This is a genomic window from Blautia difficilis, from assembly GCF_014297245.1.
Classification (GTDB): domain Bacteria; phylum Bacillota; class Clostridia; order Lachnospirales; family Lachnospiraceae; genus Blautia_A; species Blautia_A difficilis.
This window is the reverse complement of sequence record NZ_JACOQG010000017.1, coordinates 1-23,921: the sequence shown is the minus strand read 5'-3', so window position 1 is coordinate 23,921 and position 23,921 is coordinate 1. Positions and strand designations below refer to the sequence as shown.

The following is a 23,921-nucleotide window of genomic DNA, read 5'->3' as shown; positions in this document are numbered from 1 at the left end:
TGCCTTATACCTCTGTTTTATCTGGGCCATCTGTCTTCCTTTGACATTAATGGTGCAAACGGTGCATGAGGATGTGTCTGATACCAATACGCAACACTTGCCACATCATCCTGACGCTCGAATAATCCTCTGTATCCAACCCCTATCTGCTGGATTGTCACACGCAGATCCTCATCAAAACAGATTGGATCCTGGATATGCCAGCGGTAGAATCCTCTCATTGGAGGGCAGTCATCATTATGATAGAAGTTATGGATCAGCTCATCATGGGCGGAATAGTACGGATATCCCAGATATGGTGTATTATAATTCTGCTCCACAGTTTTTCCGTCCACCTGCTTTGCAAAACTCCAGGAGCCTCCGAAATAATCTTCTGTACCGGTTCCGCAGATTGTAGGATATTCCTCATCTCCGTCAATGTAGAATTTCACTTCGCCTTCTCCCCACCAGTAACGTTCCAAGGTAGTAAGTGCAATATAAGTTCCTACATAGTGTCCTTTTCCCTTTACTCCATCAAGAATTGTATAATCCTTCTGCTTCTCTGTCAGACGTTCCCGTCTCCACTGTGCATGGAAATAAGTAATATCCTCCGGGAGTTCATCATACAGACAGTAATCTACCTGATAGAAAAATGCAGGGATTTTATTTGCATGCTGATTCTCCAATGTAATCTTCGCTTTCTTTTTAAACGGCATTGGAAAATAGCAGTTAAATCCTCTGTTTGGCACTACTGCCATCGGTACAGAATTTACACTGCATTCTCTGCCAAACCCGCAGCAGAAAAAGTCTCCAAGCGGGCTTTCTACTGATGGATACTCTTCATCATCCCAGTACATACGGATAACCAAATCCCTCAATACAAAACAATCTGCATCTGTTGTCTTGTTATCCACTGTAATCCAGATATGATTGATTTCTCCCGGACCTTCCATCTCTGCAAGAGTTACAATTGCACCCGGCTCAATATTACTCAGACAAGGACTTCCTTTTCTTGATGGTCCCAGATGACTGGCTGCCATTCCGCCTTTTCCTTTTTCTCCATGAGGATTCTCAGCATTGATTGCACGGCTTCTGCCATGCTTTGCCAGTGCAATACCGCCAAGTCCACCTTTAAATGACTGATACATAGTTTTTCCTCCTGATACTGTGACATGCTCCCACCACTTAAATCCCAGATTTTGAAGTGGGGGCTTCTTGCCTCTTCACGGATACTTTTATCTTTTTCTACTACCCATGGCTATATTTTAGCACATATAATACCGGAAGTAAACATGCGTTCTTTCCTTGAGCAAAAATAGGTTTTTGCTTGAGTTTCCACATTTTCCCCTGTATAATAGAACAGATATCTGATGGATTGATTATGCAAAGGTAACTGTAACTATACTTACTATAAGGAGATCTAAAATGGGGGTATCTGAAAAAACAGCAATTCTTGTTATCAGTTTTGGTACAAGTTATGCAGAAACACGAAAAAAGACAATTGAACAGATCGAATCTGATCTGCATCACGCATATCCGGAATATCCAATATACCGGGCATGGACCAGTGCACGTATCCGTGCCAAACTTCTGAAGCGGGACGGGATCCATATCATGGATATTGATGAAGCAATGACACAACTCAAGACAGACGGAATCCAAAATGTGATCGTACAGCCGACCTACGTGATCACCGGATTTGAGTGTGATGCCATGAAAGAGAAAGTTCTGGCTCATAAAGCGGATTTTAATTCTGTCATTATCTGTGATTCTCTGATGGTTTCAAAGCAGGATAAAGAGGAAGTCTGTCAGGCTATGGTCAGAGAATATCATCCGGAAGCTGACGAAGTTCTCTTATTTATGGGACACGGAACAGAACATGTCGCCAATGAACTCTATCCTGAGATGGATCAGTTATTTAAGGATTTCGGCTATTCCAATATGCACATGGGAACTGTTGAAGGAAATTTTTGTATTGAACATTTTCTTGATGAATTAAAAGAATTACATCCTGCCCACATTCATCTGGCACCTTTTATGATCGTTGCCGGAGATCATGCAAACAATGATATGTCCGGAGAGGACGCTAATTCCTGGAAAAGCATTCTGGAAAAAGAAGGATATTCCGTCACCTGCACACTGAAAGGTCTTGGCGAGATCCAGGAGATCCGAAATATCTTTATCCGCCATACCAGAGAAGGACTGGACCGTATTTAACCCTGCGGATCAGATTTTCCGTAAAAATGTAAGCTTAAACTCATCTTCACAGATTATGGAAATAAAAAAGCTGTGGATATTCTGTTTATATTTTTATAACAGAATGCCCACAGTTTTTTCTTAATTTCACGATTTCAATCTGGCCAGGCAGAATTTCTGTCTCCTGCCTCAGCGACTGCGCTTTCTTTTCTTTTTATTCGGATTGTTGAGCACTGACCAACAAAAAGCCTGCACAAGCAGTATTCCGATAAATGCACCGGTGCTGTCTATTCCAACATCCTTCACGGAAGGTGTACGGGCATCCACAAAAGACTGATGATATTCATCCAGTCCTGCAAAACCCACGCAAACAATTCCAGCAAGGAGCATCAGCCAGATTCCTCTCACACCATACACATATAAAGGAAAGGAAATTGCAATTGCCAGCAAAAAGTACTCTGTCATATGTGCAGCTTTTCTCACATAATAGTGAATACCATCAGCCTCATATGATAACTCATCGTAACCTTTTCCTTCATTCAACACTTCGTTCTTGGTCTCAACAATCGTATAACTAATCTTATAGCTAAGATCACCTGAAACTTCTCCGGGCTGTGCAGAAAAAGAATAAATCAGAAACATCATCAAAATAGCCGGCACAAAGGAAAATGGTTTCAGCAATGCAATCACTATTTTCATTCCTTCTCAGTCTCCTCATCTGCAAGCCTCTGAGTCAGATTTGCTCTCTGGGCAATACTCATAGAATGATTTGTCAGTGGTCTGTCTTCTGATTTCAGTTCTCCGCCTGCTGCAGCTTCTGTACCTGCTCTGCCAGCTGCTTCTCCTGCTTCCTTCAGTTCTTTCACCTTGCCAGACTTTAATGCATTTCTGGCAGCTGCAAAAATAAGTCCTGCTCCAATGGCCAGAAATGCAATTCCTGCAATCATAAATCCCATCTGACTTCCTTCTTCACCATTGATAAAACCTTTGCACAGACTAAATCCTGTATACAGAAGATAGATTCCTGCCAGTCCCCAGAGAAGCATCCGTCTTCCGGAAGCCTTTTCCTGTTCCCCGTTATCCTCTTCTGTTAAATTCTCTGCCTGAATCTCCTCCGGCAGATTCTCATTTTTCTGTTCTTCCATAATCAGTCTCCTTAAAATCCTTTCTTACGCATATAAGCTACAATATCTCTGTAAACCTGTTCCTTATTGATCTCATTGAGAATCTCATGACGCATTCCCGGATAAAGCTTTCCCTTTACATCCCTGTATCCAGCCCTGCGCATTGCCCTTACAGTTTTGGCAAAATGCCTCACATTAATCAGGCAGGGATCCTCTGCTCCGCTGATAAACAGCACCGGCATAGACGGATTTGTGCAGGAAAAACTTTCCACATCATATGCCCGCCTCATCAGTTCAAACAAAGCCAGATATCCATCATCTGTAAAAGTGAAGCCGCAAAGTTGGGAATCCTCATATTCCCTGGCCACCTGAGGATCTGAACAAATCCAGGCAGTACAGTTTTTGTCCTTGCGAAACTTCAAGACACTACTTCCGAAAGATAGAGTCTCGATCAGCTTGCTCCTGTGGTGCGGTCCAAATAATGCTTTCTCAGTCTTTGCAATAGCTACTCCTAACGGCCAGGCCGCATTATAGCTTGGTGAACCACAGACAATCAACATATCCATACAGCTATCGTGTTTTGCCGCAAAGGCACGGACTGCAAGAGACCCCATACTATGTCCCATAAGAATCAACGGCAGATCCGGATACTTTGCTTTCAGTCTGCGGTTTACAGTTCCAATATCCCGCAGCATCGCCTGAGCGCCCCCTCCATAAGTATATCCCAGATCCTCCACAGCTTTTACACTTTTGCCATGTCCTCTGTGGTCATGGATCACTACAAGATAACCAAGCCCTGCCAGATATTCCATAAACGGAAAATATCTCTCTTTATGCTCACTCATGCCATGAACAAGCTGTACTACTGCTCTATATGGTTTCTGGTCAGGAATCATAGCTGCCGTGGAAATACTCAGCCCATCTGCTTCCGACAAAAAAGCTCCTTCATACCTCATAATCCCACTCCTCTCCATAAAATAATCTGCCTGCACACAGCCAGATTTACCTTTTGTAATTATTGCTTACGCTAATTATTGGTTACCGTAATTATAGGTAAGATATTTGCTATTGTCAACTTCTTCTGCTATAATGAAATTACGTATATATTAATCATGGGTTACTGAGAACAGCAACCCATCCTAATATCAGGAGGAACTATGAGTAAAAACACAAAAAAGAGCCATATTGGACTGATTATTTTTATTATCATTCTGGTTCTTGCAATTGCAGGAGGCGCAGGATTCTATTTTTATCAGCGCCAGCAGCCCAAGAAAGCAGCAGAAAAATTTCTGTCCAGTATGCAGAAAATGGATTTTAATACAATGGAATCCATGCTTCAGAGCAGCGATCTTTCAGCCCTGGACAATGCAGACATCCGCAATGCCGCATATACAGATTTCTTTATAGCCATCAACAAAAAAATGACCTATAAAATCACCGGAAACCGTTTCAGGCTCCAGGATGGCACTGCTTCTATTACCGCCCACATTAAATATATTGACGGTACCAGTATTTACAAAGAAACCATTACTGAATTTCTCCGTCAGATTGTTTCCAGTGCTTATGCAGGCAATAAGCTTACAGAAGAAGAAACTCAAAAACAGCTTGCCACTATTCTGAATGAAAAGGCAAAGAAAAGTAAAACGGACGAATATTCTGAAACAGACATCACTTATCCGGTGATCAAAACAAACGAAGGCTGGAAAATTGTTTCCCTGGATGATGAAACTGTAAAAATTATGTCTGCGAATTTCAAAAATGTTGAAGAAGAAGTTAATAATTCCATCAACAATATGGGAAGCTCCGATGGATCCGATGCAGCTTCTGTACCAGAAGCTTCCGAAAGCGATACTCTGGATCTGACCACTGACAAATTTACTATAAAATACAAAAAGCACACAGTAACCAAGGATTTTGCAGGAAATCCCTGTGTTATGATTTACTATGATTATACCAATCGTGCATCCGGTACTTCCAGCGCTATGGTTGATGTAAGTCTGAAAGCTTACCAGCATGGCGAAGTCTGTGAGGCTGCTATTCCAGAGAATAATGATGATGCAATTGATCATTATACAGCTGAAATCCAGCCGGGACAGACTGTAAATGTATGTCAGGCATTTACACTGACAGATGAAAGTGATGTCACCGTTCAGGCACAGGAAGCATATTCCTTTGACGAAGATGCAACTGCAAAACAGATTCTTAAAGTAAAATAGCTGAGCAATAGAGATGATAGTGAACACCAATCATATCTCTAAGTTATAAACATTAACTTATCAGTAAAAAAATAATATACACAGTTTTTCAAAATCAAATTTGAAAGCTGTGTATATTTTTTATTTTCCGTGAAACAATATGAAATGTATAGTACATTATTCGAAAACGGTGTACTGGCTTTATGATTCCTGTAAAAGCTGTATACAGCGACAGGTTATGAAAGGATGGTGACTTATGGGAAGCAAATGTTTAAGATATACGGCGCTGACTATCGCCATTATAGGAGCTGTTAACTGGGGACTGATTGGTTTTTTCAATCTGAACCTGGTCGCTCTCCTTTTCGGAAGCATGAGCTGGGTTTCCAGAATCGTATATGGTCTGGTTGGAATCTGCGGACTCTATCTTCTGACCTTTTACGGTGATTCCGACACTATCTCAGAACAATCCTGAGTACAAGCCGACATCTGAAATTATAATTCTATACTATAATCCTTCCTAACGGACTGCGGCATATTTATCAAATGGATATGCCGCAGTTCTTTTATAGTGGTTCTTAAAAGAAAAAAGGACTTCGGAAAATCCGAAGTCCTAAGAGCGATAGACGGGGCTCGAACCCGCGGTCTCGACCTTGGCAAGGTCGCGCGTTACCAACTACGCCACTATCGCGTAAGCGGGTGATGGGAATCGAACCCACGTATCCAGCTTGGAAGGCTGGTGTTCTACCATTGAACTACACCCGCATATTCAGTTAAGAGCGATAGACGGGGCTCGAACCCGCGGTCTCGACCTTGGCAAGGTCGCGCGTTACCAACTACGCCACTATCGCATAAGCGGGTGATGGGAATCGAACCCACGTATCCAGCTTGGAAGGCTGGTGTTCTACCATTGAACTACACCCGCATTTTGGTGCCGTTGATACATTTCTTACGCATCAACGGACTTTAGTATAGCTTATGAAAAAGCATTTGTCAACACTATTTTTAATTTTTTTGTATTTTTTATATTTTATTGACATCTGGTACAATTTTAATTATCCCAATCCCATACATTGGTAGCTTCCACAGCACTTCTGGGCTTCTTAATCACCAGCTCCGGACTCTTGGCGCTTACCTTGGTATTTGCCGGAATAGATTCTGTAATAAAAGTGTTACCTCCGATGATCGTATTCTCTCCGATCACAGTCTCTCCGCCAAGCACAGAAGAATTAGAATAAATCGTTACATTATCCTTAATTGTCGGATGTCTCTTCACATTGGCAAGCAATTGTCCCTGGCGGGTAGAAAGTGCCCCAAGTGTCACACCCTGATACAGTTTTACATTCCTTCCGATTTCTGTCGTTTCACCAATTACAACGCCTGTTCCGTGGTCAATAAAGAAATACTCTCCGATGGTCGCACCCGGATTAATATCAATCCCTGTATAGCCATGTGCATATTCTGACATGATCCTGGGGATAAACGGCACATTCTCCAGATAGAGAACATGGGCAAGTCTGTATACATAGATTGCATAAAATCCTGGATATGAGAAAATAATTTCCTCCTTGCTCTTTGCCGCAGGGTCACCGTCAAAGCCGGCCTGCAGATCAGTAAGAAGCATGGACTGAATATCCGGTACACTTACAAAAAAGCGCTCTGTAATCTGCTCTGCCCGTTCTTGTGCCTGCTGCACAGGCTCACCCTGATATAAAAACGCAACCTTAATCTGTTCCTGCAAGCAGTCATACAGATCATTCAGGCGATATGCCACATAATGCTCCGGAAACACACTGGCACTGGAATCCACACTAAAATATCCGGGAAAAATAACGGATCTCATATCTTTAATAAAATCAATAATTTCTTTCTTATTTGGAAGAGGATTTCTGTTTTCTCCCAGAAAAAGTTCTTCCTTACGGTAAGTATCTGTCAGCCTATCCACAGCTTCCAGAATTGTTTTCTTTTTGTCTGTCATGATCATCACCTGTTTGCTTTCCTTACAACTGCATTTTGTTATTATCTTATTACAGTAAAACCAATTCGTCAATAAAAAAAGAATTGACCTTTTCGCAGATTCCTTATATAATGAAAAACAGTTCCGATTACGTTGCGGAACTGTTTTTCATCTTAATATGGAGATGTACCCAAGAGGCTGAAGGGACCGCACTCGAAATGCGGCAGGCCGGGTAACCGGTGCGAGGGTTCAAATCCCTCCATCTCCGCTTTTATCTTTTCCTGCTCTGTAGCAGGATTTTTTATTTCCATTCTTCTATCCAATTATCAAAAATATTTATAATAATAAATGCACAATAGCCTTGACAATCGTTGCTTTTATATGTATAATTGCAACAGTAAACGAAATTTACATATAAGTTCATAGGGGATTGGTCAAATGGTATGATAGGGGTCTCCAAAACCTTTGGTGGGAGTTCGATTCTCTCATCCCCTGCTCTCAAAAAGTGCTCGAAAGCCTTGTATTCATTGGCTTTCGAGCACTTTCGTTTTTGTCACTCTAGAGCGTGTTTGAAAAAGGCTCTAGAGCAGCTGCCGCAACGGCCGGATAATAATCCTGAGCATACCGTAATATAATTTCTTCTTCCAGCCCAGTACTTTCCCCTGGTACTTTGCACCTTCGGTTTCCTGACCATTTGCAAGTACCTCTTTGCTTTTTTCCATATAATCTGATTCTGTTTCACGAATCTGCTGATTCAGTTTTTCACTGTCAATAACCAGCATCAGCTCTGTGTCCAGATAAGTACTTCGCATATCCAGGTTATAAGAACCCACTACGGACAGACGATCATCCACCAACACAGCTTTTGTATGAACCGGATAGTCATTCATCAATTCATACACATCTGCCCCCGTTTCCAAAATCCGCTTTTTCTGATTAAGATAATCCGTACATCCCCATGGATTGGAACCTTTTTCAACTGCATTTAACACGATCTGCAGTTTCCCATGATCTGAAATTCCCTGCAGCACATTATACATATAGCTATTACAGATTACATAGGGAGTCTGTATTGTTACGTGATCTGCATTTTCAGAAAGATATTGAATTGCCTGTAGAACCTGAGGTGTCTTTCGCTCTGCCTGGGTTTCGTTATGGATCAGCGTAATTTTATTTACTTCTATGGTATCTTTTTCCCATGCACGGTAGGTTTCTATGTCATTGTACTTCTTCAGCAGGGCTGCATAAATTTCTTCCATGTGCCTGTAAGCATCTGTATCTTTGGAAGATTTTTTTCCTTTTTTGATACTCACACAGCTTTCCTTCCAGATTTTATGAAAATAATCCTCAATCTGTTGCAGTGATTCTCCCTGTCCTCCGGATGTATCATATACCAGAATATCTCTGTCTACGTTAATGCCCTTTGTCTGATCTCCCAGAAAAATATCATTGCTGTTACGTCCACCCAACAGGTACATTTTCTCATCCACAATCAGATATTTGTCATGCATACGATAGTTTACCTTAAACAGATTGGCTGGTGTCACCGGATTGTAAACACCCACTTCCACATTGTCATATGATGACAGAGCCTGAAAGTCACTGCTTCCAGCCAAAAACAGCTGCTGATAGATTCCATCGATCAACAGCTGAATCTTTACGCCTCTTGACGCAGCGCAATTCAGAGCAGCCAGAAGCTTGGTGCCATTCTCATCTGCACGTAAATCAAAGGTAGATAATACAATACTCTCCCTGGCAGTACCGATCATCCGAAGCCTCCACAAAAGTGCTTCTTCATTATCGTCAATGCAGCAAATCTTTTCTGTACCTGTTGTCTCTGCTGTAAATTCTGTCTTTCTCAGATTTTCCGCATATTCTTTGTCCGGTTTCTTGCAAAAAAGAGGTAAAAGTACATTTACCACCACCACGATCAGCAGAAAAAGCAAAATTGCTTTTCCCACTTTTTTAAATAATTTCTTCATTCAATATATCCTTATTATAGTTTTTTGATTCGATTAAAATCTAATTTTCTGTCGTAAATGATAATAGGGATGAGTAGGTGAACCAAAGAGGGTTCCATACATATTGTCATAATAAAGGCCATTGATCATAACAAAAGCATGATCCTCCAAAGCAGTGATCACATAAGGTTCATAGCCCAATTCTTTGGCAACTGCTGCCAGACAGCTGGCTACGCCATAGCAATTTCCGGTAAGATTTGTCTGAAACATATCCAAGGCGTATTTATATACCCATGTTTGTGTTTTGAATTCAGCCTCCGTGGGGCGTTTCCAGGGAGTATATCTGGTATACCACATGATATGATTAAAGCAGGCACGAAGTTTCTGATAGTTATTCATATTCTTAGTGGTATGCGCTGCAATAAACTTTTTTGCTTCCAGCATCTCTCTGGCCTGAGTAAGATCTGCCGCCCCGTTTTTATTAACTTTAATTCCATCTATTTTTGTATTTACCGCACATTTTCCATTGGAATATGAATAATACATTTTATTTTTATATTCATTCCAGCCTTTGACAGCTCTGCCCTTTGTATCTACAAAATAGCTGATATTTTTTACCTTTACTACTGCTTTTTTAGCAGGGGAAAGTCTGCGTGCCTTTTCATCAAAAACATAATATACACCCTTCACTTTATAATAACCATTTGCAGCAGCTTTTCCATTGGACTTGAACCAATAATAATGGTTTTTCACCTTCTTCCAGGTATTTGTAACCATTTTACCATTGACATAATAGCGATAGGAATTTCCCTCTTTCAAAAGCCCCTTCTTTACAATTGGTGTCACTTCCGGTGTTATTATGGGTGTTGTTGTGGGTGTTGTTGTGGGTGTTGTTGTTATGTCCGGATCCGGTGTTACCGTTGGATTAACCATCTCTGTGGTACCATTTCCGTTTACTTTCTCAGCCTGAGCAGCATAAATTCCGGTATTTCCGGCCATAACTGCAAGCACCACTGCCATCAGCAATATCACTGATCTGAATACAGACTTCCCCTTTCTGACTTCTTCTCCTTCATTCATTGTTGTCTAGCCTCCTTAATCTATCCTGTGTCTGACTTACTTTGCCGCATTGTCATTGTAACTCCATAGGATAGATTTTGCAATCAGAACAACTGCTAAGTACGGATATCTTATTTGAAGTAAATTACTCATTCACCGGATTCACATGAACCATACAGTGTTTTACGTCTTTAAAATTCTTCTCTATACTATGATGAACATTTTCTGCAATGTCATGTGCCTCATCTAGTGGAATCTCACCATCTGCTGAGATTTCAATGTCCACATACATCTTGGAACCGAAAAGTCGTGTCTGGAGAAGGTCGATTCCCTTCACGCCTTTCACTCCCAGGATCACTTCTCTCATGCTCTCTTCTGTTGCCTCATCGCAGGAATGATCAACCATCTTATCAATTGCATCTCTGAAAATATCTACAGATGCTTTCACGATCAGTACACAGATTGCCACACTGGCAATCGGATCCAGAATCGGGAAGCCAAGTCTCGCACCCAGGATACCGATAAATGCACCAACAGAGGACATTGCGTCTGAACGATGATGCCATGCATCTGCCATCAGTGCGCCAGAGTTTATTTTCTTCGCAGCACTCCTCGTATACCAGAACATCCATTCCTTCACTACAATAGAAACAACTGCCGCAATCAGTGCCAATGTTCCGGGAATTGCAATGCTTGCTCCTGAAGTACTCTTAATAATGTTCTCAATTCCATTCATACCGATTCCGATACCGGTTGCCAGAAGTAACCCGGACAAAATAATGGAAGATACACATTCCATCCGCTCATGTCCATACTGATGCTCCTTATCGGATTTTTTGCTGGATAAATTCACACCGACTATTACTACGAAAGTACTTCCCACATCAGATGCTGAATGAATCGCATCTGAAATCATGGCACCTGAATGTGCCAGAATTCCGGCAAGTAATTTAAATAAGGAAAGTAACAGGTTTACTGCAATACTCACACCCGATACCTTCATGGCTACCTTATGTTCCCATGCAGGCTCTTCTTTCTTAGTTGTCGTGTTACTGTTTGTCTTTTCTGACATTGATGTCATGTTTAATTTTTTTGTCTGTTCCATAACCAGGACCTCCTAAATTTTCTTTTCAAATATATAAGTTTTTGTACTTTCCTATATTTGAGTTTACAGGTTCTTCTTATGTCACATACATTGCGTCACAGTCAGAAAACATATTTCCTTTCTGCGACTTATCAAAGTGCGGTCTTACAGGGGTCTTTTGGTATCCCGGAATTGCACCCGTTTCAGGAAATTCTCCTAAAAGAAAATCCCTCTAAAAGAAAATCTCTCCAAAACATATTTTCCAGAAAACAAAAAGACACACCTGCGGAACATACACTGTCCCACAGATATGTCTGAAAATGTTCATATCTGCTGCCACTTCGCGCGGCCCGGCCCCACGCCCTCGAACATCTCGGGCATCGCCTGCTCAGTTTGTACTGTTGATCTCGCATTCTGTTGAATGTAATGCAGTGCAAAGAGAATTAATGTTACATATATCAATTCACAAATAGCATGATGTGAATCAAACAACAAGTCATATTATAACAGTTTTATAAGACTGTTTCTATTTGACTTTCACTGATGATACACTATAGTATATCGGTTAGTCAAGCCAAATGTTATTGAAATTTTTTATCATGACGAAACGATATTCTGCAGCCACACACCCTTCTTAACCAGAACAAATCCAATCACACATTTGATCAGATCTGCCAGCTGCACGCATGCAAAAATCACAAGCACATGAATCCCTGTATAACGACTCAGTACAAACGCAATCGGCACACTGATGCACCAGATAAACACACTGTCAAACAGGAACGTAATGATGGTCTTTCCACCGGAACGTAGGGTAAAGTAGGTTGCATGCAGGAATGCGTTCTGAGGCATAAAGAATGCAGTGATCATGATCAGATATTTCGCCAGCTCCCTGGCTTCCTGATTGGTATTATAAAGCATTGGAAACAACGGAGCCATAATAAACATGACAATTGCAACTCCTGTACAGCACATAACTGAAAACGCAATCATCTTATTGTCTGTATCTCTTGCCTTCTTCATATTTCCCGCGCCCAGAAGCTGTCCTACAATAATTGCCACGGAATCTCCCAGAGCAATAAACACAATATTAAACACATTGTTGATCGTATTGGAAATATTCAGGGAAGCAACCACATTCAGCCCTCGAACCGAATAGCACTGGGTCAGCATAGCCATAGCTGAAGCCCATAAAGTCTCATTAAATAACAGTGGAGTTCCCTTGACCAGAATTTTCTTTGTCAGGTTTGCAGGAACCTTAAGCGTGCTATACAACCCTTTTGCAAAGGGATTCTTCTCCGTATGCCTGTGTGTCCAACTGATTACAATTGCAGCCTCCACATAACGTGACAGCACAGTTGCGATTGCCGCACCTCTCACACCAAGTCTTGGGAAGAAAAATACACCATAGATCAGCAGGTAGTTAAATAACAGGTTCACACAGATTGCCACAACTCCTGCTTTCATAGGAAGAACCGTCTCTCCGCACTCTCGCAGAGTACTGGAATAAATCTGCACCATCATAAAAGGTGGTAATCCCAACAGCATAATATCCAGATACTGTTTTCCATAATTCAGTGTATCTGCAATCTGCTGCGCAGTTCCATCCCCCTGCAGATACATACTGATCAGATTCTCTCCAACCGTCAGAAACAGCAAAGTCGTCCCAATAGTCAGGATCACAGCCATCCATAACTTGTACCTGAATGTCTGCCGCACTCCTTCATTGTCCTTCTGTCCAAAGTACTGTGCTGTAAAAATCCCTGCCCCGGATACTCCTCCGAAAATACACAGATTATAAACAAAAATCAGCTGATTCACAATGGAAGCCCCTGACATCTGCTCCGTACCGATCCGTCCGATCATAATATTATCCAGCAGACTTACGAAATTTGTAATTCCATTCTGAATCATAATCGGCACAGCCACAGCCAGAACCATCATATAAAACTTCTTGTCACCGATAAACTTCTTACGAAACGATAACCTTTCTTTTGTCCTCTCCATAATTTTTTCCTCATCCTTCTTCATAAAAAGAGACTGTCCAAAGACAGTCCTCGCCCTAAGCGTTGTATCACCTACGATACTATATATTTCTCCCTATTTCAACCCCATATTTTTATTTTTTCTTATTATATTTTTTCTTATAAATACTCTATACACCAAAAAAGCATTTCAGTCTGCTGTATGATGCAAAACTGAAATGCTTTTCATTTTTTATGCTGCCTGTTCTTTTTTCTTACCGGTAACTGTAAGCAAATGACTCTTGATCAGTACCGGACGTACTGCATTGTAGATCACTACTACCAGGATCACAGAAACTACTGCATTGAATAATGTGGCTACAGCACTCATTTTTGCAAGTGCCTGTGCCAGTTCCTGAGGCTGTCCGAGAATATACTGTTTATAGAAGTATCCTACGATCGGATCTGCCACAACATTAAACGCAAGACCTGCTACAGAAGCAATCACACTCCATTTGAAAACATATTTTTTATCTGTACTTTCATTAATCTTTGCAATCTTATGTGCTACCAGACCTGTGATCAGACCAATACAGAATTTCAGTACAAATGTCTTTGGTGCGCCTGTGATATATACAGGATCCATCAGGTCTGCAATTCCCATTCCGATGGCACCGGATAATCCGCCGTATACACCGCCGATCAGAAGTGCTGCCAGTACGCAGAATGCATTTCCAATATGGATGGATGTTGCATCACCGCCCGGTACAGGGATCTTAATCTGCAAGAATGTAAAGGATACATAGCATAATGCAGCCATAAGAGCTGTCTCTGCAAGTTTTGTAATTGTGCTGTTCTGAGTATTCATAATAACTGTCCCCTCTCGTATAATCTGATAGACTCCAGGTTCATATCAATAAGCCATATCACCTGTTTGATTTTCACTATCAGATTTTTTATATATTGACGCATCAATATGTTGAAGTTATCATACGCGAAATGTGTCATTATTTCAATGACCAATTTTTCGAATTTTTTAGAGGTCAGATTGGTATTATGTAAAAAAGCCCTCTGTCTGCATGCTGCTCACATGAAAACAGAGGGCTTCATTATTCTATTTGTGTCAAACAGATATTCGCAATCTGATTCGGTTAAATCCTTGCTACGCCTGATTTTCTTGCTGCTTCTGCTACAGCTTTAGCTACAGCATCTTTTACGCGTGGGTCAAAGGCTGCCGGAAGAATATATTCCGCTGTTAATTCTTCATCACTTACCAGACCTGCGATGGCATATGCTGCTGCAACTTTCATTTCATCGTTAACATCTGATGCTCTTGCGTCCAGTACACCACGGAAAAGTCCCGGGAAGCAGAGCACGTTATTTACCTGGTTCGGATAATCAGAACGTCCTGTGGATACCACTGCTGCACCTGCAGCTTTTGCTTCGTCAGGGAAAATCTCAGGTACCGGGTTTGCACATGCAAAGATGATCGGATCTTTTGCCATTGTGCGGACCATATCCTGTGTCAGTGTTCCAGGTGCGGATACACCGATGAAGATATCTGCGCCTTTGATCACTTCTGCAAGAGTACCTTTCTCTTTGTTGAAGTTTGTGATCTTAGCCATCTCTTCTTTAATTGGATTTAATCCTTCTCTGCCTTCGTAGATCGCGCCCTTTCTGTCTGTCATGATTACATTCTTAAGTCCCATGGACATTAACAGTTTAATGATAGCGATACCTGCAGCACCTGCTCCGGAAGTAACGATCTTCACTTCATCAAGCTTCTTGCCAACCAGTTTCAATGCGTTGATAACACCTGCAAGTGTGATAACTGCTGTTCCGTGCTGGTCATCGTGGAAGATCGGAATATCACAGCACTCTTTCAGTTTCTTTTCGATTTCAAAGCATCTCGGTGCGGAAATATCCTCAAGGTTGATTCCTCCAAAGGATCCGGCCAGGAGGCTTACTGTCTTAACGATCTCATCAACATCTTTACTGCGGACACAGAGCGGAATCGCATCTACACCGCCAAATTCTTTAAAGAGTACACATTTGCCCTCCATAACAGGCATACCTGCTTCCGGTCCGATATCTCCAAGTCCAAGTACTGCAGTTCCGTCTGTTACAACAGCAACTGTATTCCAGCGTCTTGTCAGATCATAGCTCTTGTTTACATCCTTCTGGATCTCCAGACAAGGCTGAGCAACACCCGGTGTGTAAGCAAGGCTTAAAGCATCTTTGGAATCTACTTTGGCTCTTGATACAACCTCAATTTTACCTTTTAAGTCATAATGCATTTTTAAAGATTCTTTTGCGTAGTCCATTTTGTTTTGGCTCCCTTCTGCACTCTTTTTTTGAGACGCCTACATTGTAACATTAACTTGGCTCAGATTCTACTGTTTTTCTGACCTTTTTTATCAAAATAATTAAAACATCATCTTTCTGCAGAAAATTGTGAAGATGCTGTTTCAGTTACGGGACTTTATCATCTGATATCAAGGGCAAAAAGAAGCTTTATATCATTATTTATCTGTATCAAAATGTACTTCTGTGCCGGCAACTGCCCGTTCATCCAGAAGCTGTTTGAAGGTCCTGGTCTTTGCTTTCTCTTCATAGTTATCAGACCAATAGTAGCCTTTCAGTTCGTCCATATACTCATAGTAGTCACAAAGATAAATATATACAGTGGAAATGTCTCTGTCCTGTATCGCATATGTGTTATTGCTGTTTGACACGCCTCCATATGGCATGATATCTCCATTGGCATCCAGCATAACTGCAAAATACTTTGCTTCCGGATCCTGCATTTTCATAGTGATCTCAAATGGTGTTTTCGTAATGGAGAGAACACCATCTCCATTTTCATCTACCACATTTACATCCTTTTTAACCGTATCGGAAGTATTTTTCTCTACATCTACGTTGAACTTCCAGTCACCCTTCAGTGTCCATGAGTTATATCTGTTATTACCTTCAATTGCCTCAGGATACCGTTCAAAATACTCATTCCACATCTCAGTGAAAAACTGATGTTCCAGATCCTTCTGTTCTTCTGTCAGGCTCTCATAATCTGCATCATCTGTGCTGATTCCATGCTCTGCCATTTTCTGATTATATTCATCCCGCAGATCCTGAGGGATATCCGGGGTAGTATCCTGGTCATCCGGAAGAGTACCCACAATATCTTTCAGATCCAGCTCCATGGCAAACCTGTCAGGTACTTTGATGTCTTTGACATAATCGCTGATTGCCGGACCTCCCACCTGAGGAAGGTTCTCATCACTGTATTCATCCATTCCCAGTACCTGGGCTAACTTATCAAAACTAAAGTCCTCGGAATCTACATCAATCCCTTTTTCTTTGAAAAATGCATTACGCACCTCATAATATTTTGTCCATCCTGCATCATCCACTGTCATATCGTCCACAGGAATACGCAAAACTCCTGCATAGGTGTTATCATCCAGCATTTTTCCATCCAGATAAGCATTAAACAGATTACTTTTTCCATCCATGTAATCATATTTGACTGTAGAATCCTCACTGAGCTTAATATTGGGTTTTCCATCAGATGTAATGAAGGTATCCGGGAATTTATCTTCTGTGTGGATTGCCATAGACAGATACATTGCCAGTTCATTACAGTATACCTCTGAGAGTGTGACAGTTGTTCCATCTACCGTTTTGCTGTAGGATTGATCGTCTTTCGTTTTATCTGCATTGTGATTTTCTGTTGTATTCTGATCCTCAACCTGAACATTTTGAGAATTACTGCTGCCCTCCTGACTTCCATCAGCATCTGCAGACAGTGCATCTTCTGTGGAATCTGTCAGCTGCTTTGCATATTTTGAATAATCACCATAAAATCCCAGGGAATTGCCGAGCTGCTTAAATACATTTCCGACCAGAGGAATGTTCTCTGCAAATGCAGGATTTGTGATACATACTGCGGAAAATACGGCTGCAGCTGCGGTCAGTCCCAAAGCTGTTTTGTATACTGCTTTGAATTTCTTGTGCGATTTTGCTGTTCCGGATGATTTCTTTCCGGAACTTCCTGTTGATTTTTCTGTTGATTTCTCCCGCAATCTTTGCACCATATTCTCTGTATTCTCCACATTTCCAGAAGCTGCTGCCATTTCTCTGATTCTGGAAAATGCTTCGTTTTTTGCATCTTCTGCCTGCTTTGGCAATGGAAACTCTGCCTGCATGATTTCCTCTATCGCATTGTCATTTCTGTTATTCTTTTCTTTATCAAAATCCAATTTCTTCGCCATAATCACTTCATCCCTTTCTTGCACTTACCGTTATGCTTCCTGCTGTTACTGATCCTGTTCTCAGATTTCCATTCTGATCTTTTGCAAGCTCTTCTGTGATACCTGTGAATTCTCTGTTTTTCTTCTGCTGCAGTCTTTTCTTCTGAATATTATCTTCTGCTGAAGTATATTCCTGCTTTAGCTGCACCCGGGCTCTGACCAGTCTGGTCTTTACTGTGTTTTCATTCATATTTAATATAGAAGCAATGTCTGCGATCCGAAATCCCTCTACATAATACAGAACCAGTATGATCCTGTAGGATTCATCCAGCATTCCAAGCATTTCCTTGAACTCAAATTCCTCAATGGACATGTCCTGTCCGGGAACTTCCGGAAGTTCTTCGGCTCTGCTGAAATTTTTGTAGTGTCTGTGGATTTTATTGCATTCATTGATCAGAATCCGGATTATCCAGGTTTTGAAATATTCCGGATTTTTCAGTGTATGTATTTTTTCAAAGCAGGTAAGTATGGTATCCTGCATGGCATCTGCGGCATCCTCATCATTATCCAGGATTCCCCTCGCCACCTTGTACATTGCCAGAGAATTCTTTTCCATCAATTCCAGAAATGCATCCGCATCTCCTGAGATGGAGCGTTTTACCAACTGTATCAAATGCTGATCCTCCTTGTTTAGAGTTTTATGTGTTACTGTTTACTTCATATCCAGTAGCTCTTATGTTTTTACAAATATGTTTCATTCGAATGAAGCTTTGTTGTTTTGTTTTACACTTATTAGATGGGGAATTATAGAGAAAAGTTTCATATCTTTTAAATAAATTTTCAGGTATCAGATTTTTTATATTTATTATAACCTCTCATCCACATATAATTGTAATACAAACAAATTATAAGCCCTGAATTTCCCCATAAAAAACCGGCACACTTCTGCACCGGTTTTTTATCACTCATAATCTTTCTTAACGTTTTCTTTTTATTCTTCAGCATTTAATCTTTTCTGATACATAGACTGAAGCAGGAATTTTCCTGTCTCTGTTTTGAATACTTTTTCCAGCATATTTCTCACATTGTTTCCGGAGAAATTACTCTCATCTGCATTTACCAGATAATCTGCCTCTATCATGATCTGATAATCAATACCATCGATTCCGGTTATTGTATGATGATGACTTACAATATAAGAAACACGATTTACAAATTCTTTCGGCAGATCTGAATCTGCGAAAAATTCCTCTATCAGTGCCGCACTTTCTTCCTCCTGATGCTTGCCGTTGGCATTTCCATATTTTACTCTGCAGAGAGGGCAGGCAATATCATGAACAACCGCAGTTACCTCCACCAGCTTCTGCTGCTCCGGTGACAGATTTTCGCCCTCTGCGATTGTTTTTGCATATGCGTATACTTTCATGAAATGGTTGATGTCATGAAGATCGCCCTTGGAATACTCTACCATTTTCTTTACAACTTCTGCTACTGTCATGTTTTGTTCCTGCCTTTCTCTTCAGTATTATCTTACTGGTTTTTATAACTTCTTAATACTTTTTGAGTTTTATCCTTTCTGTACTGAAATTTTCAATTTTATTGGTTTTATTCTATCAGATCTGTATTTTTGCTCCACAAATCCTCACCGATTGCAACACTTTTTTCTTTTATCGTAATCATATACTCGGAATCCACCTGAATATCATAACCATACACACTTTCTTTTCCTATTTCTACATCTTTCTGATTTGCATAATAAGTGAAACCTACACGATAGACATCCGGGTGTAAATCAATCTGAACATAATTATATCCACATATCCAGTCTTCTTCGACATCTTTTTCATTAAGCAACAGTTGCATCGCAAACTGCTCTGCTACAACACCCTTACTGGTTCCATCAGCATTTTCTATTGATCTGGCAGCAAAGCTCTGCAAAATCCACATCACCAACACAATCTCCAATACTACAACAACTATAATAATTGCCGGATTCTTTTTCTCCCTGTTTATTTTCTTTATCACAACTCCAAACATATATACTACAATTGCCAGATTCACAACGCACGTGATAAGGGTGGCTTCCTGCTTATGATGTTCCCAGAATCCATCAGGAATCATAAAAGAACAAAGTATAAGAAATATACCTGTCATAACAATTTTTCTAAATAGTATATAAATATAAGTCTATGACTCAAGCTTTTTTCATATCTTTTTCATTCTCTTTCACTTTTAACACTTCTTGTAACAAAATATCAAACATTTCTGCTACTTCCTCAGGCGTTTTTCCACATAAAAGTGCTCCCTGAATTTTTCCACGCTTGTACCCATCATCAACTAACATCTGACCTAATTTAGTCATCTTACCGCCTCCCTGAGTTTTAACTAAAGCTAGTATAGCATATTATAGAACAAACTGGAGAAATATTTTAAGTCTTGGTCACCCATATGCCGATTATATAATCCAGATACTCTATTTCATTTTACCAATATCCATACTTTTTACGTTTAACCACAAGAAATATCAAAGTTACCACCACTGCCATGAACTCTGCTACAACAATCGAGCACCAGATTCCATTAAGCCCAAGAATCAGCGGCAGGATCATTACGGAAGCGCATTCAAACAGAAGTGTTCTGAGGAATGAAATGACTGCCGATGTAAGTCCATCATTGAGAGCTGTAAAGAAAGCGGAGCCAAATATGGCAATCCCTGCGAAGATAAAAGAAACTGCATAGATTGAGAAACCATGCGCAGTCATTTCCAGCAGTGCCGCATCATATCCAACAAAAATACCTGCCAGTGGTTTTGCCATAAGTTCTGATATTCCAAACATCAATGCAGATGAAATCAGGATCAATGCAGAACTTTTTTTCAGCAAACTTTTCAGTTCTTTTGTATTCCCGGCACCATAATGATAACTGATCACCGGCGCAACACCTGTTGCATAGCCAATGAAAATTGCAATAAAAATAAAATTCACATACATGATCGTACCGTAGGCTGCCACCCCGTCTTCTCCTGCATATTTCATAAGCTGTGTATTATAAAGCATGCCGACGACGGACATAGAGATATTGCTCATAAGTTCCGAGCAGCCATTGGTGCAGATTCTAAGCAGTGCTCTGCCGTCCCATTCCGGTCTGACAATCCTTAATCGGCTGGTATTTTTCCGGACAAAATAAATCAGCGGAATAATACCTCCTACAATCTGTCCCAGTGCGGAAGCCATTGCCGCTCCGGCGATTCCCCACTGAAAAACAGCCATAAAAAGCGCATCACCAACCATATTTATCACACCTGCAGTAACTGTCACAATCAATCCCAGTTTCGGCTTTTCTGCGGTAACAGCCAGGCTTGAAAATGCGTACTGTAACATAAGGAATGGCAATGCTACGAGAATAATTCTTCCATATATAATACATTCTTCCAGCATCTCTCCTCTTGCTCCAAGAAATACGGCTACTGGTCTGAGAAAAATTATGCTGATTGCTCCAATTACAATTCCACAGATAATCGTAGCCATAATAAGGAGCGAAAAAATTTTCTGTGCTTTCTCTTTCTTTCCTTCACCCATGATTTTAGCAATCAACGCACTTCCACCAGTTCCAAACATAAATCCCATAGCTCCGGTGATCATCAGAAATGGCATGATAAAATTTACCGCTGCAAATGATGTCTTTCCAACGAAATTTGATACAAAAAATCCATCAACTACACCATAGATGGATGTAAAGATCATCATAAGAATTGACGGTATTGTAAAACGGATCAGTCGTCTGTAACCGAAATGATCCGAAAGCTGTATTGTCTGTTCCATTTTCCTATTTTCCTTTCTGTTGTTAAGTCCCATAATCTTATAGATGATTTTATAACAATTTTCTTTAAATCTTTCCTCTGCTTATTTGACAGATTCCAATAGTTCTTCCACTTTCTATAAAGATTCGATTTCATTCTTTAAATCTGCATGATATCTTTCAGTCAGCTTAAGATACAGGTTAATTTCTTCCTCCGTCCAATTGCTTAGCGCTTTACATTCAGCCTCAAATAGTCGTGCAGCTGTCTGGGAAGTATATGTTTTTCCTTTCTCAGTAAGATATACCATCTTCGATTTTCCATTACATTTTTCCAGATATACCGTTTCTTCATTTTCCAGTTTTCGAATTGCTGAATTGACTGTTTGTTTGCTGATTCCCGATAATTTGTAAATATCATAGAGCAGACATTTCCCGTCATTCGTGTGAAGCATATAAAGAACAAACAGAACGCAGTCCGATACTCCCAGCTTTAATGCCGCCTGATGATACAAGGAATCAATTTCTTCGTTCAGGCAGTTTATTTGATTAACTTTATCTTGAATTATCTCTGACATTTTTATTTTCCTTTCATAGCATGATTTCATACCAAAGTATAATAGTACGAAATCATACTATTGTCAATAGAGTGGCAGGCAAATATTCTGGTAAAAAATTTCAGGGAGTGTACAACTTACTTAAAGTTGTACACTCCCTGTTTTTTAATATTAGTATAGTTGCAGATTCTCTGCATTTAATAATTTTCTATATATACTTCAGAATTTGATACCTTATCGTAGCCAAAATTTATTTGCAAAGCTCCTCAGCCATAGCCTCAATCTCTGCCTCATTTGCTTCGCTGAGTGAGGACATGATCTTTACATTGTTCTCGAGCCATGTAATGTTTTTGCTCTTTTCGAACATCCCCTGCATGATTCTTGCTGCTGCAGGTGCCCAGCTTCCGTTTTCAATGAGACCGATGGTGCGGTTCTGGTAGCTGCGTTCTGTAAGATTCTCAATGTAAGTACGCATAAATGGGAAAATATCTCCATTGTATGTAATTGTGGCAAGTACCAGTTTGCCGTAACGGAAAGCCTCTTCCACTGCTTCTGCCATGTCATCTCTTGCAAGGTCAAATACAGTTACTTTCGGACAACCTTTTTCTTCCAGTTTCTGTGCCAGAAGTTCTACTGCTTTCTTTGTGTTTCCATATACAGATGTATAGGCGATCACAACACCTTCGCTCTCTACTTTGTAGGAGGACCAGATATCATATTTCTCAAGGTAATATCCAAGGTTCTCTGTGAGGATTGGTCCATGGAGTGGACAGATTGTCTGGATATCCAGAGTTGCGGCAGCTTTCAGGAGCTTCTGAACCTGTGCACCATATTTTCCAACGATTCCGATATAGTAACGGCGTGCTTCGCAGTCCCAGTCTTCTTCTACGTCAAGTGCTCCGAATTTACCGAAACCGTCTGCTGAAAACAGAACCTTATCAGTGCTGTCATAGGTAACCATAACCTCCGGCCAGTGAACCATCGGTGCAAATACGAAAGTCAGCACATGTTTTCCAATTGTCAGGCTGTCACCGTTTGCAACTACCAGCTTCTTTCCGTCCAGATTCAGGTTTCTGAAGAAATTTCCCATCATAGTGAAAGTCTTGGTATTTGCAACTACGGTTGTGTCAGGATATGCTTTCATGAAGTTCTCGATATTTGCGGCATGATCCGGCTCCATATGCTGTACTACCAGATAATCCGGTTTCGCACCGTCCAGGACTTTGGCTACATTTTCAAGCCATTCGTCTTTGAAATTAGCATCTACGGTATCCATAACTGCAATCTTCTCATCCATGATCACATATGAATTATAGGACATACCGTTTGGCACTACATACTGACCTTCAAACAGGTCTACCTGATGATCATTTACACCTACATAATAAATATCATTTCCGATTTTCATGATAAAATGTTCCTCCTTAGCAATATCCGAGCCGGTAAAATCCGGTTAAAAATTCCATTTTTTCTTTTCTGAACCTATTATATCCACATTCATATCGTTCGTCAAGTCTCATACCTGCTTACAAAGTCAATTTCTCATCTATTTTATATAAAAATCTGGAAATACTTGAGAGTGTACTATTGCTACTTTTTTCTTTTATTTCCCTTCAAAAATCTGAGCGATCGGTGAATCCGCGGACAGTATCACTGTTTTGTCCTCACCTTTCATAGATGTCTTCAGCGCATCCAGACTTCTCACAAAAGAATAAAACTCACTCCTGTCCTCTTCTCCATAAGCCTGAGCAAGGATTTTCATATATTCCTGTTCGCCCTCTGCCTCCAGGATCTCTGCCT

General features: G+C 40.6%; 21 protein-coding genes, 6 tRNA genes, 2 pseudogenes and 1 riboswitch. Of the genes and pseudogenes, 5 read left to right on the top strand and 24 right to left on the bottom strand.

The genetic code is table 11. From position 1 onward, the window contains the following. Positions 1-17 precede the first annotated feature (17 nt). Entirely contained in the window at positions 18-1,127 is a 1,110-nt protein-coding gene (locus H8Z82_RS10895; protein ID WP_186995116.1) for a glycoside hydrolase family 172 protein, read from the bottom strand. Between the two features lie 277 nt (positions 1,128-1,404). On the opposite strand from H8Z82_RS10895, the gene H8Z82_RS10890 reads away from it, so the two are divergent. Next, complete coding sequence (locus H8Z82_RS10890; RefSeq protein ID WP_186995115.1) at positions 1,405-2,196, top strand: sirohydrochlorin cobaltochelatase; 792 nt, start codon at positions 1,405-1,407, stop codon at positions 2,194-2,196. Positions 2,197-2,364: 168 nt separating this feature from the next. Here H8Z82_RS10890 and H8Z82_RS10885 read toward each other — a convergent pair whose 3' ends face one another. From H8Z82_RS10885 to H8Z82_RS10875, 3 genes are read right to left on the bottom strand one after another with little or no spacing between them, the layout of a single operon-like run. Further along, positions 2,365-2,874 carry a VanZ family protein gene (locus H8Z82_RS10885; protein WP_186995114.1) on the bottom strand — a complete coding sequence of 170 codons (510 nt, stop codon included), beginning with the start codon at positions 2,872-2,874 and terminating at the stop codon, positions 2,365-2,367. Beyond that, the gene (locus tag H8Z82_RS10880) at positions 2,871-3,320 is read right to left on the bottom strand and encodes a hypothetical protein (RefSeq protein ID WP_186995113.1); all 450 of its coding nucleotides are present in this window, start codon (positions 3,318-3,320) and stop codon (positions 2,871-2,873) included. The genes H8Z82_RS10885 and H8Z82_RS10880 overlap by 4 nt, the downstream gene beginning before the upstream one ends. 11 nt (positions 3,321-3,331) lie before the next feature. Further along, a complete protein-coding gene (locus H8Z82_RS10875) occupies positions 3,332-4,255 on the bottom strand; it encodes an alpha/beta fold hydrolase (protein ID WP_186995112.1) in 924 nt (307 codons plus the stop codon). Between the two features lie 201 nt (positions 4,256-4,456). Here H8Z82_RS10875 and H8Z82_RS10870 point away from each other — a divergent pair, with 201 nt between their 5' ends. Together H8Z82_RS10870 and H8Z82_RS10865 are read left to right on the top strand one after the other, a co-directional pair. After that, positions 4,457-5,515 carry a DUF5067 domain-containing protein gene (locus H8Z82_RS10870; protein ID WP_186995111.1) on the top strand — a complete coding sequence of 353 codons (1,059 nt, stop codon included), beginning with the start codon at positions 4,457-4,459 and terminating at the stop codon, positions 5,513-5,515. Between the two features lie 235 nt (positions 5,516-5,750). Next, entirely contained in the window at positions 5,751-5,966 is a 216-nt protein-coding gene (locus tag H8Z82_RS10865) for a DUF378 domain-containing protein (RefSeq protein ID WP_025581288.1), read from the top strand. A gap of 143 nt (positions 5,967-6,109) precedes the next feature. Here the strand turns inward: H8Z82_RS10865 and H8Z82_RS10860 are convergent. The 5 genes from H8Z82_RS10860 to epsC all read right to left on the bottom strand — a co-directional run bounded on the left by H8Z82_RS10860 (position 6,110) and on the right by epsC (position 7,469). Next, positions 6,110-6,182 (bottom strand) — tRNA-Gly (locus H8Z82_RS10860). Between the two features lie 3 nt (positions 6,183-6,185). Next, positions 6,186-6,256, bottom strand: a tRNA-Gly gene (locus H8Z82_RS10855). A 13-nt stretch (positions 6,257-6,269) separates the two neighbouring features. Beyond that, a tRNA-Gly gene (locus H8Z82_RS10850) sits at positions 6,270-6,342 on the bottom strand. 3 nt (positions 6,343-6,345) lie between these two features. After that, positions 6,346-6,416: transfer RNA gene (locus tag H8Z82_RS10845), tRNA-Gly, on the bottom strand. Between the two features lie 126 nt (positions 6,417-6,542). Beyond that, positions 6,543-7,469, bottom strand: a complete 927-nt coding sequence (gene epsC, locus H8Z82_RS10840) for a serine O-acetyltransferase EpsC (protein ID WP_186995142.1) — start codon at positions 7,467-7,469, stop codon at positions 6,543-6,545. A gap of 159 nt (positions 7,470-7,628) precedes the next feature. On the opposite strand from epsC, the gene H8Z82_RS10835 reads away from it, so the two are divergent. Together H8Z82_RS10835 and H8Z82_RS10830 are read left to right on the top strand one after the other, a co-directional pair. Then, a tRNA-Ser gene (locus H8Z82_RS10835) sits at positions 7,629-7,716 on the top strand. A gap of 156 nt (positions 7,717-7,872) precedes the next feature. Then, positions 7,873-7,943: transfer RNA gene (locus H8Z82_RS10830), tRNA-Trp, on the top strand. Between the two features lie 86 nt (positions 7,944-8,029). Here the strand turns inward: H8Z82_RS10830 and H8Z82_RS10825 are convergent. From H8Z82_RS10825 to H8Z82_RS10755, 15 genes and pseudogenes are all read right to left on the bottom strand, one after another. After that, positions 8,030-9,430, bottom strand: coding sequence for a phospholipase D-like domain-containing protein (locus H8Z82_RS10825; protein ID WP_186995110.1), 1,401 nt, complete (start codon positions 9,428-9,430; stop codon positions 8,030-8,032). A gap of 33 nt (positions 9,431-9,463) precedes the next feature. Next, positions 9,464-10,489, bottom strand: coding sequence for a hypothetical protein (locus H8Z82_RS10820; RefSeq protein ID WP_186995109.1), 1,026 nt, complete (start codon positions 10,487-10,489; stop codon positions 9,464-9,466). Positions 10,490-10,613: 124 nt separating this feature from the next. Further along, entirely contained in the window at positions 10,614-11,540 is a 927-nt protein-coding gene (locus H8Z82_RS10815; protein ID WP_186995141.1) for a cation diffusion facilitator family transporter, read from the bottom strand. 307 nt (positions 11,541-11,847) lie between these two features. Further along, a riboswitch (NiCo riboswitch) is annotated at positions 11,848-11,954 on the bottom strand. Positions 11,955-12,149: 195 nt separating this feature from the next. Next, the gene (locus H8Z82_RS10810) at positions 12,150-13,559 is read right to left on the bottom strand and encodes an MATE family efflux transporter (protein ID WP_044997038.1); all 1,410 of its coding nucleotides are present in this window, start codon (positions 13,557-13,559) and stop codon (positions 12,150-12,152) included. 210 nt (positions 13,560-13,769) lie between these two features. Next, the gene (locus tag H8Z82_RS10805) at positions 13,770-14,384 is read right to left on the bottom strand and encodes an ECF transporter S component (protein WP_186995108.1); all 615 of its coding nucleotides are present in this window, start codon (positions 14,382-14,384) and stop codon (positions 13,770-13,772) included. A 283-nt stretch (positions 14,385-14,667) separates the two neighbouring features. Then, a complete protein-coding gene (locus H8Z82_RS10800; RefSeq protein ID WP_019160940.1) occupies positions 14,668-15,840 on the bottom strand; it encodes an NAD(P)-dependent malic enzyme in 1,173 nt (390 codons plus the stop codon). A gap of 198 nt (positions 15,841-16,038) precedes the next feature. Then, complete coding sequence (locus H8Z82_RS10795) at positions 16,039-17,790, bottom strand: DUF4179 domain-containing protein (RefSeq protein ID WP_207724659.1); 1,752 nt, start codon at positions 17,788-17,790, stop codon at positions 16,039-16,041. A gap of 7 nt (positions 17,791-17,797) precedes the next feature. Continuing rightward, complete coding sequence (locus H8Z82_RS10790; RefSeq protein ID WP_117675744.1) at positions 17,798-18,442, bottom strand: RNA polymerase sigma factor; 645 nt, start codon at positions 18,440-18,442, stop codon at positions 17,798-17,800. A gap of 318 nt (positions 18,443-18,760) precedes the next feature. Further along, positions 18,761-19,267, bottom strand: a complete 507-nt coding sequence (locus H8Z82_RS10785; protein ID WP_186995107.1) for an HD domain-containing protein — start codon at positions 19,265-19,267, stop codon at positions 18,761-18,763. A 107-nt stretch (positions 19,268-19,374) separates the two neighbouring features. Next, complete coding sequence (locus tag H8Z82_RS10780) at positions 19,375-19,890, bottom strand: hypothetical protein (protein WP_207724658.1); 516 nt, start codon at positions 19,888-19,890, stop codon at positions 19,375-19,377. A 73-nt stretch (positions 19,891-19,963) separates the two neighbouring features. Continuing rightward, positions 19,964-20,131 (bottom strand): hypothetical protein, encoded by a 168-nt coding sequence (locus tag H8Z82_RS10775; protein WP_022379826.1) that lies wholly within the window; start codon positions 20,129-20,131, stop codon positions 19,964-19,966. A 121-nt stretch (positions 20,132-20,252) separates the two neighbouring features. Then, positions 20,253-21,590, bottom strand: coding sequence for an MATE family efflux transporter (locus H8Z82_RS10770; protein ID WP_119241649.1), 1,338 nt, complete (start codon positions 21,588-21,590; stop codon positions 20,253-20,255). A gap of 114 nt (positions 21,591-21,704) precedes the next feature. Then, a complete protein-coding gene (locus H8Z82_RS10765; protein WP_019160932.1) occupies positions 21,705-22,142 on the bottom strand; it encodes a MarR family winged helix-turn-helix transcriptional regulator in 438 nt (145 codons plus the stop codon). A gap of 232 nt (positions 22,143-22,374) precedes the next feature. Continuing rightward, positions 22,375-23,529 (bottom strand): annotated as a pseudogene (locus H8Z82_RS10760) (FprA family A-type flavoprotein); the annotation flags it as partial. 195 nt (positions 23,530-23,724) lie between these two features. After that, positions 23,725-23,921, bottom strand: a pseudogene (locus H8Z82_RS10755) (protease modulator HflC); the annotation flags it as partial.

Coding starts and splice junctions, on each gene's coding strand:
- H8Z82_RS10895 (WP_186995116.1), bottom strand. CDS start 1,127: ATGTATCAGTCATTTAAAGGTGGACTTGGCGGTATTGCACTGGCAAAG.
- H8Z82_RS10890 (WP_186995115.1), top strand. CDS start 1,405: ATGGGGGTATCTGAAAAAACAGCAATTCTTGTTATCAGTTTTGGTACA.
- H8Z82_RS10885 (WP_186995114.1), bottom strand. CDS start 2,874: ATGAAAATAGTGATTGCATTGCTGAAACCATTTTCCTTTGTGCCGGCT.
- H8Z82_RS10880 (WP_186995113.1), bottom strand. CDS start 3,320: ATGGAAGAACAGAAAAATGAGAATCTGCCGGAGGAGATTCAGGCAGAG.
- H8Z82_RS10875 (WP_186995112.1), bottom strand. CDS start 4,255: ATGAGGTATGAAGGAGCTTTTTTGTCGGAAGCAGATGGGCTGAGTATT.
- H8Z82_RS10870 (WP_186995111.1), top strand. CDS start 4,457: ATGAGTAAAAACACAAAAAAGAGCCATATTGGACTGATTATTTTTATT.
- H8Z82_RS10865 (WP_025581288.1), top strand. CDS start 5,751: ATGGGAAGCAAATGTTTAAGATATACGGCGCTGACTATCGCCATTATA.
- epsC (WP_186995142.1), bottom strand. CDS start 7,469: ATGACAGACAAAAAGAAAACAATTCTGGAAGCTGTGGATAGGCTGACA.
- H8Z82_RS10825 (WP_186995110.1), bottom strand. CDS start 9,430: ATGAAGAAATTATTTAAAAAAGTGGGAAAAGCAATTTTGCTTTTTCTG.
- H8Z82_RS10820 (WP_186995109.1), bottom strand. CDS start 10,489: ATGAATGAAGGAGAAGAAGTCAGAAAGGGGAAGTCTGTATTCAGATCA.
- H8Z82_RS10815 (WP_186995141.1), bottom strand. CDS start 11,540: ATGTCAGAAAAGACAAACAGTAACACGACAACTAAGAAAGAAGAGCCT.
- H8Z82_RS10810 (WP_044997038.1), bottom strand. CDS start 13,559: ATGGAGAGGACAAAAGAAAGGTTATCGTTTCGTAAGAAGTTTATCGGT.
- H8Z82_RS10805 (WP_186995108.1), bottom strand. CDS start 14,384: ATGAATACTCAGAACAGCACAATTACAAAACTTGCAGAGACAGCTCTT.
- H8Z82_RS10800 (WP_019160940.1), bottom strand. CDS start 15,840: ATGGACTACGCAAAAGAATCTTTAAAAATGCATTATGACTTAAAAGGT.
- H8Z82_RS10795 (WP_207724659.1), bottom strand. CDS start 17,790: ATGGCGAAGAAATTGGATTTTGATAAAGAAAAGAATAACAGAAATGAC.
- H8Z82_RS10785 (WP_186995107.1), bottom strand. CDS start 19,267: ATGACAGTAGCAGAAGTTGTAAAGAAAATGGTAGAGTATTCCAAGGGC.
- H8Z82_RS10780 (WP_207724658.1), bottom strand. CDS start 19,890: ATGATTCCTGATGGATTCTGGGAACATCATAAGCAGGAAGCCACCCTT.
- H8Z82_RS10775 (WP_022379826.1), bottom strand. CDS start 20,131: ATGACTAAATTAGGTCAGATGTTAGTTGATGATGGGTACAAGCGTGGA.
- H8Z82_RS10770 (WP_119241649.1), bottom strand. CDS start 21,590: ATGGAACAGACAATACAGCTTTCGGATCATTTCGGTTACAGACGACTG.
- H8Z82_RS10765 (WP_019160932.1), bottom strand. CDS start 22,142: ATGTCAGAGATAATTCAAGATAAAGTTAATCAAATAAACTGCCTGAAC.